Source organism: Micromonospora coerulea (assembly GCF_016598485.1).
Lineage (GTDB): Bacteria > Actinomycetota > Actinomycetes > Mycobacteriales > Micromonosporaceae > Micromonospora > Micromonospora coerulea.
In genome coordinates, this window is sequence record NZ_JAEMUW010000006.1 from 46,054 (window position 1) to 58,935 (window position 12,882).

Annotated in this window: 9 protein-coding genes; 5 read left to right on the forward strand and 4 right to left on the reverse strand. The window is 75.9% G+C overall.

What is annotated here, in order from left to right:
* Positions 1-69 precede the first annotated feature (69 nt).
* Positions 70-4,701 (reverse strand): WG repeat-containing protein, encoded by a 4,632-nt coding sequence (locus I8N68_RS32755; protein ID WP_234039309.1) that lies wholly within the window; start codon positions 4,699-4,701, stop codon positions 70-72.
* Positions 4,702-4,862: 161 nt separating this feature from the next.
* Here I8N68_RS32755 and I8N68_RS10150 point away from each other — a divergent pair, with 161 nt between their 5' ends.
* Genes I8N68_RS10150 through I8N68_RS10160 form a run of 3 tightly spaced genes read left to right on the forward strand, consistent with a single transcriptional unit; the run spans position 4,863 to position 7,520 of the window.
* Positions 4,863-5,714 (forward strand): ABC transporter permease, encoded by an 852-nt coding sequence (locus I8N68_RS10150; RefSeq protein ID WP_200209648.1) that lies wholly within the window; start codon positions 4,863-4,865, stop codon positions 5,712-5,714.
* Positions 5,707-6,558 (forward strand): ABC transporter permease, encoded by an 852-nt coding sequence (locus I8N68_RS10155; RefSeq protein WP_372433692.1) that lies wholly within the window; start codon positions 5,707-5,709, stop codon positions 6,556-6,558. Before I8N68_RS10150 ends, I8N68_RS10155 begins: the two co-directional genes overlap by 8 nt.
* Positions 6,555-7,520: an ABC transporter ATP-binding protein gene (locus I8N68_RS10160; RefSeq protein ID WP_200209649.1), complete on the forward strand. Its 966-nt coding sequence runs from the start codon at positions 6,555-6,557 to the stop codon at positions 7,518-7,520. Before I8N68_RS10155 ends, I8N68_RS10160 begins: the two co-directional genes overlap by 4 nt.
* 47 nt (positions 7,521-7,567) lie before the next feature.
* Here I8N68_RS10160 and I8N68_RS10165 read toward each other — a convergent pair whose 3' ends face one another.
* The 3 genes from I8N68_RS10165 to nadA all read right to left on the reverse strand — a co-directional run bounded on the left by I8N68_RS10165 (position 7,568) and on the right by nadA (position 10,996).
* Positions 7,568-8,176, reverse strand: coding sequence for a DUF3043 domain-containing protein (locus tag I8N68_RS10165; protein WP_307812743.1), 609 nt, complete (start codon positions 8,174-8,176; stop codon positions 7,568-7,570).
* Positions 8,177-8,251: 75 nt separating this feature from the next.
* Positions 8,252-9,664 carry a UDP-N-acetylglucosamine 1-carboxyvinyltransferase gene (gene murA / locus I8N68_RS10170; protein ID WP_234039312.1) on the reverse strand — a complete coding sequence of 471 codons (1,413 nt, stop codon included), beginning with the start codon at positions 9,662-9,664 and terminating at the stop codon, positions 8,252-8,254.
* Between the two features lie 156 nt (positions 9,665-9,820).
* A complete protein-coding gene (gene nadA, locus I8N68_RS10175; RefSeq protein WP_200209651.1) occupies positions 9,821-10,996 on the reverse strand; it encodes a quinolinate synthase NadA in 1,176 nt (391 codons plus the stop codon).
* 68 nt (positions 10,997-11,064) lie between these two features.
* On the opposite strand from nadA, the gene I8N68_RS10180 reads away from it, so the two are divergent.
* Together I8N68_RS10180 and erpA are read left to right on the forward strand one after the other, a co-directional pair.
* Complete coding sequence (locus tag I8N68_RS10180; protein WP_200209652.1) at positions 11,065-12,225, forward strand: glycerate kinase family protein; 1,161 nt, start codon at positions 11,065-11,067, stop codon at positions 12,223-12,225.
* A gap of 222 nt (positions 12,226-12,447) precedes the next feature.
* Complete coding sequence (gene erpA, locus I8N68_RS10185; protein ID WP_130338589.1) at positions 12,448-12,816, forward strand: iron-sulfur cluster insertion protein ErpA; 369 nt, start codon at positions 12,448-12,450, stop codon at positions 12,814-12,816.
* Positions 12,817-12,882 lie beyond the last annotated feature (66 nt).

A 12,882-nucleotide genomic window follows, 5' to 3' on the forward strand; every position in this document is an offset into this window, starting at 1 on the left:
GCCCCGACCCTAGTCCCGCCGGATCACGGTCACCCGGTCGCGCTGCGCCGGCGTGCCGGACGGCACGCCTCAGAGCACCGGGCTGGTGTCGGCGAGCAGCCGGTCGATCTCCGCGACCACCTTGGCCGGGCTCGGGTGCACCGGGTCGATCAGCGGCTCGCCGTGCCGGTCGAGCGCCCCCCAGCGCCCGGCGCCGTCGCCGACCAGGAACGCCACCGGGTGGATCACCAGCGCCCGGTACGCCGGCTCGACCACGACCCGACCGGTGCGGTCCACCACCCCCCGGCGGCCGGCCAGCTCCACCACGGCCAGGCCCTCGTCGGTGAAACCGTCCACGTACCGGCCATCGGTCAGCGCGGTGGGGAAGCCGTGGTACCGGGTCGGGACGACGAGCTGGCCGTTCCGGTCCACCGCGCCCCAGCCGCCCCGGCGGACGGCCGCCAGGCCACCCCGGAACGGGCGGACGTCCTCGAAGCCCGGCGGGATCTTCACGATGTTGGTCGGGTCGACCGCCATCCAGTTGCCCTTGCCGTCCATCGACACCCAGGCCAGGCCGGCGGAAAAGGACCCCACCGCACGGTAACCGTTGTTCGCCTCGATGAGCCCCGCCCCGGAGGTGTCGATCAGCGCCCACCGGGACGCCTCGGGGCGGCGTACCCAGGCCATGCCCTCGCGGAACGGCTGCGCCTCGGCGTACCGGTGGTCGATCACCAGGTTGCCCTCGGCGTCGGCGTAGCCCCAGAGCCCCAGTTCCTCGTCGAAGGTCGGCACCGGGGGACGGTCGCCGCCCAACATCGCCTCGCGCTCGCGCGGCCAGGGGCCGAACCCGCTGGCCGCGGCCCGGTCCCGGACCGCGTCCAGCGCCACCGCGGTCCGCGCGACGAGTTCCGGATCCGCGCCCTGGCGCAGGTCCAGGGCCCGCTCGAAGTGGTCGCACGCCTCGATCAGCCGCCCCTGGTCCAGGCAGGACCGGCCGGCGTGCTCGTGCAGCGCCGCGCGCAACCGGTCGGGCAGCTCAGCGGAGTTCGCCTCGGCGAAGAGCCGGTCCGCCTCCGCGTGTTCACCCCGCCACCGCAGCACCTGGGCGAGCCGCGCCCGCGCCAGCGCGGTCCGTCGCAACTCGCCGGTGGCCTCGGCGTACGTCACCGCGAGCCGACCGTCGGCGAGCGCGTCGTCCAGGTCACCGAGGAGCCGCGACGCCACCGACCGGAGGCTGAGCAGCCGGGCCCGGCTCCGGTTGTCGAGGGCGACGCCCAGCTTGGCGGTGAGCCCGTCCCGGACGGCCCCCAGCTCCTCCGGGTCGGGTGCCTCCTCGCGCAGCGTTTCCGGGTCCAGCCGCCAGCGGATTGCGGCCAGCACCTGCTCGGGGTCGGTCGGCGGCTCCGGCCGTTCCGGCTCGGTCGTGGTGTCGGCTCCCGGCACCGCGGCCGCCGCCCCCGAAGCCGCGGGCGCCCCGGACACCGGCCGTGCGGAGTCGTCCGCCGGCGCGGGTGGCGCGGACACGGGCCGGGTGGACTCGGCCGCTGGCGCGAGCATCGGCGGGGCGGAGGCGTCCGGGGCGGGTGGCCCCGGGACGGACCCGGAGGCCGGGGCCGGCGGTGCGGACCCGGGCTGTGCCGGCGCCGCCGGCTGGGCCGGCAGTTCCGGGCCGGACCGGGCCGGCGGTGCGGAGACCTGGGCCGGCGGTCCCGAGACGGGCGCCGGGAGCGGTGCGGGCGGTGCCGACACCGGGTCCGGCGACGCGAAGTCCGGCGCGGCGGCCGAGCCCGAGTGTGTGGGCGGGGCCGATACGGGGCGCGCGGACCACGACTCAGACCCGGCCGAGGGCCGGACCTCCCGCGCGGTCGGCGCCGGGTCGGCGGGTGCGGACACCGGCCGTTCGGATTCGTCCAGCGGCGGCCGGACCGGCGCGAAAGCCGGCGGCGGGGGAGTCGCGGCCGGCGCGGGAATTGGGTTGGTCCCGGCGGGCGGCGCGCTGACCTGCGGCGGAGGGGGCGGCAGGGGCCCGGGTGGCGGCGCCGGGCGGAACCACGCCTCGCCGACCTCGGCCGGACCGGGCGGCGGTGTCGCCGCCGGTCGGGCGGCCGCGCCCGGCTCGGTGGTGTCCGATCCGGCCGGGGAGGACGTGGTGCCGGCCACGGGCGGCGACTCGGCAACCGGTCGGGCGGCGGGCGGCCCGGACACCGGAGCCGGCGGCGCCGACACCGGGGCCGGCGGTCCAGAGACCGGGGCCGGTGACGCGGACGGCGCCGGCTCCGCGACCGGGCGGGCGGCGGGCGGGCCGGACACCGGGGCCGGCGGAGTGGGCGGCGCCGACACCGGCGGCAGGTACTCCGGCGGTGCGGAGCGCGGCCGAACGGTGGCTGCGCCGTCCGCGACCCGGGCACCCCGCTCGTCCGGGCGCGGCGCGGCCGGTTCGCCACTCGGACCGCGGTACGCCGGCGGCGCCGGGCGCGCGGACGGGTCGGCGGCGGAATGCCGATCGCTCGGCCGCGGCGCCGTCGCGGGGGGTTCCCCGGGGAGGAACCGCGGGCGCGGCCCGTCGGCCGGGGGCGCCGAGGTCGGCCGCGGCGCCGGCGCTGCCGACGGTGCCGGGCGCGGAGCGCGGTCGCCAGGGACCGGCCGCTCGGTGGCAACCGGGACCTCCGGCGGGCCGGAGACCGGCGGGCCGGAGACCGGCGGGCCGGAGACCGGCGGGCCGGAGGTGGGAAGCGGGTAGCCGGGCACGCCGGAGGTGGGGAGCGGGTAGCCGGGTGCGCCCGAGACCGGTGGGCCGGAGGTAGGGGCGACCGGCCGGTCGTCGGGCCGGGTGCCGGCGACGGGTCGGGCGGTCGGGCGTCGGTCGTCGTCGTACCGGCTCGGTGCGGGCTCGACCGGACGGCTCCGCGGCTCGTCCGGCCGGACGCGGGCGGCCGGCTCCACCGGGGCACGCCAGCTCGGACCGGGCTGGGCCGGGCCCTGCTCGGCGGGGTGTGCCTGCCGGTCCTCGGGACGGGGCCGGAACCGGTCCTCCGGTCGGTACCGGTCCTCGGGCCGGGCAGTGGCCGGCTCGGGCCGCCGGCCGTCGTACCGGGCTGCGGTCTCATCGGCCGGCTGGTGCCGCGGACCGCCCGGGTACGGCCCGGCGGGGCCCCGCTCGTCCCGGCCGGGCGGCACGGGGTCGACCGGCCGCGCGGCCCGGCCGACCGGCGGGCGCTGGTGGTCGTCCGGCCGCTGGCCGGCCGGCTCGGTCCGGCTCCGGTGCTCGGCGGGTCGCTCGGGCGGGCGCGGGGCGGCCTCGCCGTGCCGGCGGCGCTCGTCGGGCGCGTAGGTGGCGGGCCGGTCGTCCTGCCGCGGCCGGAGGTCGCCGGGGGTGCGATGACCGTTTCGCCGCTCGTCGGTCAGGCGGGCGTCGGGCCGCGGTCGCGGACCGTCCGGGAAGCGGTGGTCGTCCCGCCGGTCGTCCGGCGGGCCGGCGGCGGGCCGGCCCGCGGGGCGGGGGTCGCCGTGCTGGCCGGGCGCCGGGCGGTGCGGATCCGTGGTCGACCAGCGCTGGCCGTCGCGGGGGGACGCCGGGGGCGCGTCCCGGTGGGTCTCGGCCCGGGCGGCGGTCTCCCGGCGCGGGTCGCGCTCCCGGGCCGGCGGCGGACCGTCGACATCGTGCTCCGGGCGGTCCAGGGGGCCACGTGGCGCGGCGGCGGGCCGCCCGTCGGCGGTCGGCGTGCTCCACCGCCGCTCGGACCAGGTGGGCGCCTCGGGGCGGCGGTCGGTCGGCTGCGGCTGGGGGCGGTGCGGGAACTCGTCGGGCTCGGGGAGCCAGCCGGGCTCCGGGGCGGGGGAGACCGGCCGCGGGGGCACGGCCTCCGGCGGCGCCGTCCGCCGGCCCGAGTCGCGGCCCCACGGCGGGTCGTGCCGGTCGCCGTGCCAGCCGGCCCGGTCGCGGTCCACCGTCCATTCGGGGGCCCGCCGGTCGAACCGGCCGGGTCCATGGTCGGCGCGGTCGGGCTGCGCCGGACCGCGCCGCTGGGAGTCGTCGCCGGCCCGGCCGTCCTCGGGACGGCCGTCCGTCCGGGGCCGCCGCTCGCGCGGGTCCGGGTCGGCCCGCCGGTCCGGCCAGGCCGGCCGGTCGCGGCCGTCGGGCGTGACCCCCGCGTCGTCCCGGCCACGCCGGTCGTCCGCGCCGCGCCCCGCGCCGGGGCCGGGGATCACCGGGTACGCGCCGCGCCGGTCGCCCCCGGCGCCGACGACCGGGTAGGCGCCACGCCGGTCACCACTGCCCTGGTGGGTGCCGCGCCGCTCGTCCGGGACCGGGCCGGCCGGGTGGGTGCCGCGCCGTTCGTCCGGGGCGGGGCTCACCGGGTACGTTCCGCGCCGCGCCTCCCGGGTCGGGCTGGCCGGGTGGGTGCCGCGCCGCTCGTCCGGTGCGGGGCTCACCGGGTACGTGCCCCGCCGGTCGCCGGGGGCGGGGCTGACCGGGTACCCGCGCCGCTCGTCGGGTGCCGGGCTGACCGGGTACGCGTCGTCCGGGGCGGGGCTGACCGGCTGCACCTCGGCGCGGCCGACGACGGCGGCCCGCCCGCGCTGGGCGGGTGGGACCAGGTACGCCACGCCGATGTCACCCGGGTAGCGCTGACCCGGGAACTGGGGGTGCCACTCGGTGGTCGGCTCGGCGACCCAGGCCGGCTCCGCCGGGTCGCGCCAGCGGTCGTAGCCGCCACTCATCGGGGCACCCGGTCGCCGCCCGCGCGGCGCGGCCCCGGGGCCGGCTCGCGTCGCTCGCTCACGGCGATGTCACCTCGTTGGAAATTGTCGCGCTGGGCACCCCACGCGCCGGTAGAGTCGCCCGGTCCAGCACGTCATGGCTGCGGATGGAGGGTAGCGGCGTGGGCTCTGTCACCGCCACTGTGGCGCCGCCCACGCATACAAACGTTACCCGATGGTTTCGGACATTTGGTGCCATAGTCGCGTCCGGCTTCCGGCGCCAGGCGACCTACCGGCAGGCCGCCGTGGCCGGGGTCGTCACCAACACGGTCTTCGGCTTCCTGCGCTGCTACATCTTCCTCGCCGTGGCCGGCGCGGCCGGCACCGTCGCCGGGTACGACCGGGCCCAGCTCGCCACCTTCGTCTGGGCCGGGCAGGGCCTGCTGGCGGTGATCCTGCTCTGGGGCTGGACCGACCTGGCGGACCGGATCCGGACCGGGGAGATCGCCAGCGACCTGCTCCGTCCGGTGCACCCGGTGACCAGCTACCTCGCCACCGACCTGGGCCGCGCGGGGTTCGCCGCGCTCTCCCGGCTGCTGCCGCCGGTGCTGATCGGCCCGCTCTTCTTCGACGTGTACCTGCCCCGGCGCTGGGCCACCGTGGCGCTCTTCGCGCTCTCCGTGCTGGTCGCCGTGGTGCTCTGCTTCGGCTGCCGGTTCCTGGTCAACGCCACCGCGTACTGGCTGCAGGACGTCCGGGGCGCGATGATCCTCTGGACGCTCGGCTCCGGGGTGCTCGCCGGGCTCTACTTCCCGCTGCGCTTCCTGCCCGAATGGCTCCAGCTCGTGCTCTGGTACGCCACCCCGTTCCCGAGCCTGTTCCAGACCCCGCTCGACGTGCTGGTCGAGCGGGACCCGGCCCCGACGCAGGTCGGGCTGGTGGGGCTCCAGGTCGCCTGGGCGGTGCTGATCCTCGCCGCCTGCCGGCTGGTGCAGCGCCGCGCCGAGCGCCGGCTGGTGGTGCAGGGTGGCTGAGACCCTCGCCGAGCCGGCGCGCCCGGCGGAGGCCGACAGGGCGTCGGGCGGCCTGGCCGCGTACCGGGCGTTGCTGCGGGCGCAGGCCCGGTCGCAGACCGCGTACCGGACCTCCTTCGTGGTGGACCTGGTCGGCAACGTCGGGGCGACCGTCTTCGACGTGGTCACCGTGCTGGTGCTCTTCGGGGTGACCACAGAGCTGGGCGGGTTCACGCTGCGGGAGGCGCTGGTCATCGTCGGCATCTCGTCGTTCGCGTTCGCCACCGCCGACCTGCTGGTCGGCAACATCGAGCGGCTGCCCCGGTACGTCCGGACCGGCCTCTTCGACGCCGTGCTGGTCCGCCCGCTGGGCGCGCTGCCTCAGCTGCTGCTGATGGACCTGCCGCTGCGCAAGGTGTCCCGCGCGCTCTTCGGCCTGGCCGTGCTGGTGGTGGCGGTCACCTCGGCCGGGATCGACTGGACGCCGGGCCGGTTGGCGCTGGTGGTGGTCGCCCCGGTCGCCGCGGTGGTCTTCTTCGGCGCGGTCTTCGTGACCACCGCGACGGTGTCGTTCTACTGGATCGACTCCGGCGAGCTGGCCAACTCGGTCACCTACGGCGGGCGCGACTTCACGTCGTACCCGATCACCGTCTACGACGGCTGGTTCCGCGCGCTCTTCGCGTACGGGATGGGGTTCGCCTTCGTCAGTTACCACCCGGCGCTGGCGCTGCTCGGCCGGGCCGACCCGCTCGGCCTGCCGGCCTGGGTCGGCTGGACCGCGCCCGGCGTGGCGCTGGTCGCCGCCGCGGTCGCGGCCGTCGCCTGGCGCGTCGGGATCCGTCACTACCGGAGCACGGGGTCATGAGCGTCATCGAGGTGCACGGGCTGCGCAAGGAGTTCACCGTCCGGGTGAAGGCGGGGCGGCTGCGCCGGGAGAAGCGGATGGTCACCGCCGTCGACGGGGTCGACCTGCGGGTGGAGCGCGGCGAGATGCTCGGCTACATCGGCCCCAACGGCGCCGGCAAGTCGACCACCCTGAAGATGCTCACCGGCGTGCTGATGCCGTCGGCGGGACAGGCCCGGGTCTGCGGCCTGCGGCCGGTGGCCGAGCGGACCCGGCTGGCGCTGCGGATCGGGGTGGTCTTCGGCCAGCGCTCGCAGCTCTGGTGGGACCTGCCGTTGCGCGACTCGTTCGACCTGCTGCGGCACGTCTACCGGGTGCCGGCCGCCGGGCACGCGGCGCGGCTGCGCCGCTGCCGCGACCTGCTGGACCTGGACGAGTTCCTGGACACCCCGGTCCGGCAGCTCTCCCTCGGCCAGCGGATGCGCGGCGAGCTGACCGCCGCCCTGCTGCACGGCCCGGAGGTGCTCTTCCTGGACGAGCCGACGATCGGGCTGGACGTGGTCAGCAAGCAGGCCGTCCGGGGCTTTCTGGCGGAGCTGGGCCGGGCCGGCGACACCACCCTGGTGCTCACCACCCACGACCTGGCCGACATCGAGCGGCTCTGCCGCCGGCTCGTGGTGATCGACCACGGCCGGGTGGTGCACGACGGCTCGATCGCCGCCCTGCACAGCCGGTACGGCTCCCGCCGCCTGGTCGTCGCCGAGCTGGACACGGCCCTTGCCGCGCCGCCGACGCTGCCGGGCGCGCCGCTGCACCGGGTGGAGGCGGACGGGCACCGGCTGGTCTACGCGCTGGAGTCGGCGGGCGTCGCCGAGGTGGTCGCCGGGCTGGCCGGGCTGGCCGCGCTGCGCGACATCTCGATCGTCGAGCCGGACATCGAGGAGGTCGTGGCCCGGCTGTACCGCAGTCCGGCCCAGGTGTGACGAAGGCCCCGGGTGGGTGCCCGGGGCCTTCGTCGACGTGCGTGTGGTCAGATCTTGTCGCCGATGTTCACCTGCGGCTGGGGGGCGCGCATCCGGCGGAAGGTGATCGACCGCATGATCGCGTAGAGGTAGAGCGAGCCGAGCTTCTCGTTGCTCTTCGGGAACCGCTCCCGCATCAGCTTCCTGATCTTGCGGGAGATCAGCACCGAGTCGACCACCACGCCGAGCGCGAGCGCGCCCCACAGCACGTTGGAGATCAGCCGGACGATCGGCGGCATGGCCTGGTTGGAGCCGACCAGCACGATCAGCGCCCCGCCGAAGAACCAGGTCCCGACCGTACGCCGGGAGTCGACCACGTTGCGGGCCAGCAGCCGCTCGGGGCCCCGGTCGCGCGGCCCGCCCTCGCGACGGAACTCCGAGGCCGCCTCGGCCCGGGACGCGCGGCGCTGCTCCCGCGCCTCCTCCTTGGTCAACGGCCGGCTCGGCGCGCTGAGCCGCCGGCCGGCGGTCGGCCGCTTCGGCGTGACCTGGCCCAGCTCCTTCTTGCTCGGGGTGTAGCCCCGGGGGCGGGCGTTGACGGACTCCTCGTCGGTCGTCACCGAGGTGACGGACTCATCGACGAGGTCGGCGGGCTTGCGGCGAAACAGCGACGGCACGTGGTGAAGGGTAGCCACACAGCCGCGCCCGGTGCACATCGCGGGTGCACCGGGCGCGGGAAGAGCGGTGTGACGTCACGGACGCTCGACGTGCGCGCCCAGGTCGGCCAGCTTCTTCTCGAAGTCCTCGTAGCCCCGGTTGATCAGGTCGACGCCGTACACCCGGGAGGTGCCCTCGGCGGCGAGCGCCGCGATCAGGTGGCTGAAACCGGCCCGCAGGTCCGGGATGACCAGGTCGGCGGCGTGCAGCTTGCTCGGGCCGGCGATCACCGCGGAGTGCTTGAAGTTGCGCCGGCCGAAGCGGCACGGGGTGCCGCCCAGGCAGTCCCGGTAGACCTGGATGTTCGCGCCCATCGTGTTCAGCGCCTCGGTGTAGCCCAGCCGCTGCTCGTAGACCGTCTCGTGGACGATCGACAGGCCCCGGGCCTGGGTCAGCGCCACCACGAGCGGCTGCTGCCAGTCGGTCATGAAGCCGGGGTGCACGTCGGTCTCCAGGGCCACCGCGTTCAGCTCGCCGCCGGGGTGCCAGAAGCGGATGCCGCCCTCCTGGCCCGGGTCGCCCAGCTTCGGCGGCCGGGCGTCGGTCACCTCGTACTCGCCGCCGACCGAGCGGAAGACGTTGAGGAAGGTCATCATGTCGGCCTGCTGGGCGCCCAGCACCTCGACGTCGCCCCGGGTGGCCAGTGCCGCCGCCGCCCAGCTCGCCGCCTCGATCCGGTCCGGGATCGGCCGGTGGGTGTAGCCGTGCAGCTTCTTCACGCCCTGGATCTCGATCACCCGGTCGGTGTGCACCTTGATGATCGCGCCCATCTTCTGCAGGATGCAGATCAGGTCGATGATCTCGGGCTCGACCGCCGCGTTGCGCAGCTCGGTGACGCCCTCGGCCATCACCGCGGTCAGCAGCACCTGCTCGGTGGCGCCCACGCTCGGGTACGGCAGGGCGAACTTCGTGCCGTGCAGCCCGTTCGGCGCGGACAGGTGCAGCCCCTCCGGGGTCTTGTCGACGGTCGCGCCGAACTCGCGCAGCGCCTGGAGGTGGAAGTCGATCGGGCGCGGCCCGATGTGGCAGCCGCCCAGGTCCGGGATGAAGGCGTGGCCGAGCCGGTGCAGCAGCGGGCCGCAGAACAGGATCGGGATCCGGCTGGAGCCGGCGTGCACGTTGATCTGGTCGGTGCTGGCGCTCTCGACGTTGGACGGGTCGAAGACCAGCTCGCCGTCCTCGTCGCCGTCGGTCACCTTCACCCCGTGCAGGCCGAGCAGCCCGCGGACCACCTCGACGTCGCGGATCTTCGGCACGTCGAACAGTCGGCTGGGGGAGTCGCCCAGCAGGGCGGCGACCATCGCCTTCGAAACGAGGTTCTTCGCGCCGCGCACGCGGATCCGCCCTTCGAGCGGAGTGCCTCCGTGTACGACCAGGACGTCGTCGGTCAACGCAACCTCCAGCGCGTTGGTGCTGCCGTGTAGATGAGTGGGGCCCACGATCTGCATCGCTACCCGGTGCGCCGCCGGATGAAAACGGCCGGCATGTTTCTCGCCCCGGCAGCATAGCCCTCGGTGACGAGAATGGAATCGGTCACATCGCCAGCGAGGGCACGAACCGGGGTGTCCGGTGCGTTTCCGTACCAGCGATGTGACCGAGGGTGATCAGGCGCCCGGCAGGGCCAGCATCTGGTCCAGCGCCACCCGGGCGTGGTGCGCGGTGTCCGGGTCGACCGTGATCTGGTTGACCACCCGGCCCGCGACCAGCTCTTCGAGGGCCCAGACCAGGTGCGGGAGGTCGATCCGGTTCATCGTCGAGCAGTAGCAGACCGCCTTGTCCAGGAACATGATCTGCTTGTCCGGGTGGGCCAGCGCCAGCCGGCGGACCAGGTTCAGCTCGGTGCCGACCGCCCAGGCCGAGCCGGCCGGGGCCGCCTCGATGGTCTTGATGATGTACTCGGTGGAGCCGACCTGGTCGGCGGCGGTGACCACCTCGTGCCGGCACTCCGGGTGGACCAGCACGTTCACCCCGGGGACCCGCTCGCGGACGTCGTTGACGCTGTCCAGCGTGAAGCGGCCGTGCACCGAGCAGTGCCCCCGCCACAGGATCATCTTGGCGTCGCGCAGCTGCTCCGCGGTCAGCCCGCCGTTCGGCTTGTGCGGGTCGTAGAGCACGCAGTCGTCCAGCGAGAAGCCCATCTCCAGCACGGCGGTGTTGCGGCCGAGGTGCTGGTCGGGCAGGAAGAGCACCTTCGAGCCCTGCTCGAAGGCCCAGTCCAGGGCCCGCTTCGCGTTCGACGAGGTGCAGACCACGCCGCCGCGCCGGCCGACGAAGCCCTTGATGTCCGCCGAGGAGTTCATGTACGTCACCGGGACGGTGTCCGCCGCGACGCCCAGCTCGGTCAGCACGTCCCAGGCGGTCTCGACCTGCGACAGCACCGCCATGTCGGCCATCGAACAGCCGGCGGCCAGGTCCGGCAGGATCACCTTCTGGGCGTCCGAGGTGAGGATGTCGGCGCTCTCGGCCATGAAGTGCACGCCGCAGAAGACGATGTACTCCGCGTCCGGCCGGGCCGCCGCCTCGCGGGCGAGCTTGAACGAGTCGCCCGTCACGTCGGCGAACTGGATCACCTCGTCGCGCTGGTAGTGGTGGCCGAGCACGAAGACCTTCGTGCCGAGCGCGGCCTTGGCCGCCGCCGCCCGGGCCACCAGGTCCGGGTCGCTTGGCGCGGGCAGGTCACCCGGACACTCCACGCCACGCTCGGTGGCGGGGTCGCTGCCGCGGCCGAGAAGCAGCAGCGCAGTGGCGGTGTTGGAAGGCTCAGCCCAGGTCGAAGTCACGCCTCCCATGGTCCCACAGCGAGCCCGGCGTGCAGCCGCCCGCGGTGTGGGCTGCCACACTGCTGGGCATGCGCGTGCTGCTCTGCCCGGACAAGTTCGCCGGCACGCTGCCGGCCCAGGAGGTGGCCACCGCGGTGGCCGAGGGCTGGCGGGAGGTGGCCGCCGGCGACGACCTGCTGATCCGGCCGCTGGCCGACGGCGGGCCCGGCTTCGTCGCCGTGCTCGCCGAGGCGCTCGGCGGCCGGCGCCTGCCGGTGCCGACCGTCGATCCGCTGGGTCGGCCGGCCGCCGGTGAGATCCTGCTCACCGACGACGGCACGGCGTACCTGGAGAGCGCCCAGGCGTGCGGGCTGCACCTGCTCACCGCCGCCGAGCGCGACCCGAAGGTCACCACCTCGTACGGGCTGGGCCTGCTGGTCGCGGCCGCCGTCGAGGCCGGCGCCGGCACGGTGGTGATCGGGCTCGGTGGCTCCGCCACCAACGACGGTGGCGCCGGCATGCTCACCGCGCTCGGCGTCACCCCGCTCGACCAGGCCGGCCTGGCCCTGCCGTACGGGGGAGCGGCGCTGGCCGCGGTGGCCGGGCTGGACGGCGCCCCCCGGCTGCGCGGCACCACCCTGGTCGCCGCGACCGACGTGGACAACCCGCTGCTCGGGCTGCACGGCGCGAGCAACGTCTACGGCCCGCAGAAGGGCGCCAGCCGGGAGGACGTGCTGCTGCTCGACGCCGCGCTGGAACGCCTCGCCGCCGTGCTGGAACGCGAGCTGCCCGGCTGCCCGCCGGGGCTGGGCGGGCTGCCGGGCGGCGGGGCGGCCGGCGGGCTCGGCGCGGCGATCCTCGCCCTCGGCGGCCGGTGCGAATCCGGCATCGGCCTGGTCACCCGGGCGATCGGGCTGGACGCCGCGCTGGACGCCGCCGACCTGGTGATCACCGGAGAGGGCTCGTTCGACCACCAGTCGCTGCGCGGCAAGGTGGTCGCCGGGGTGGCCGGGGCCGCTCGTGACCGGGGCGTGCCCTGCGTGGTGCTGGCGGGGCGGGTGAGCACCGGCCGCCGGGAGGCCGCCGCGGCCGGGGTTACCGAGGCGTACAGCCTGGTCGAGCACTTCGGCGGCGAGGAGCGCGGCGGGATCGAGGCCGCGATGGGCCGGCCCGCCGAGGGGTTGCGGGCGCTCGGTGCCCGGCTGGCCCGGCAGTGGAGCCGGCCGTCCGGAGGCGCCGCCCGCGGTTGAGTCGCACCGACCGGCCGAACGTCGCCGGCCCGTCACCCGCCGCCCGCGGCGGGGTCGGTGCGCCGGCCGGCGGCGGCAACCGGCCACGAGTGCGTGGTCACGCCGCCGGGTGACCCCGGTCGGGGCGGCGTACGATCGGATCTGGACCACACCGGGAATCACTGGACGACGCGCGACGTTGGCCAGTGCGTCCGGACCCATACCGCGCAGGGAGATTTCCACGTGACCACGCCAGCGCAGACCGAGTCGACCGAGGCCAAGGCCCCTACTTCCGTCGTCCTCACCGACGTCGCGGCGCAGAAGGTCAAGGCCCTGATCGAGCAGGAGGGCCGCGACGACCTGCGGCTCCGTGTCGCGGTGCAGCCGGGCGGCTGCTCCGGCCTGCGGTACCAGCTCTTCTTCGACGAGCGGTCGCTCGACGGTGACGTCGTGACCGACTTCGGCGGTGTCGAGGTCGTCGTCGACCGGATGAGCGCCCCCTACCTGGCCGGCGCGACGATCGACTTCGCCGACCGGATCGACGCCCAGGGCTTCACCATCGACAACCCGAACGCCGGCAGCTCCTGCGCCTGCGGCGACTCGTTCAGCTGAGTCGACCTCGCGCCGAGGCGACCGGACCGCACCGGGCCGGATGAGCTGACGACAACGGCGGGACCG

Excerpts from the sequence above, each read along its gene's own strand:
- I8N68_RS32755 (WP_234039309.1), bottom strand. The coding sequence starts at position 4,701 with ATGAGTGGCGGCTACGACCGCTGGCGCGACCCGGCGGAGCCGGCCTGG.
- I8N68_RS10160 (WP_200209649.1), top strand. The coding sequence starts at position 6,555 with ATGAGCGTCATCGAGGTGCACGGGCTGCGCAAGGAGTTCACCGTCCGG.
- murA (WP_234039312.1), bottom strand. The coding sequence starts at position 9,664 with ATGCAGATCGTGGGCCCCACTCATCTACACGGCAGCACCAACGCGCTG.
- I8N68_RS10180 (WP_200209652.1), top strand. The coding sequence starts at position 11,065 with ATGCGCGTGCTGCTCTGCCCGGACAAGTTCGCCGGCACGCTGCCGGCC.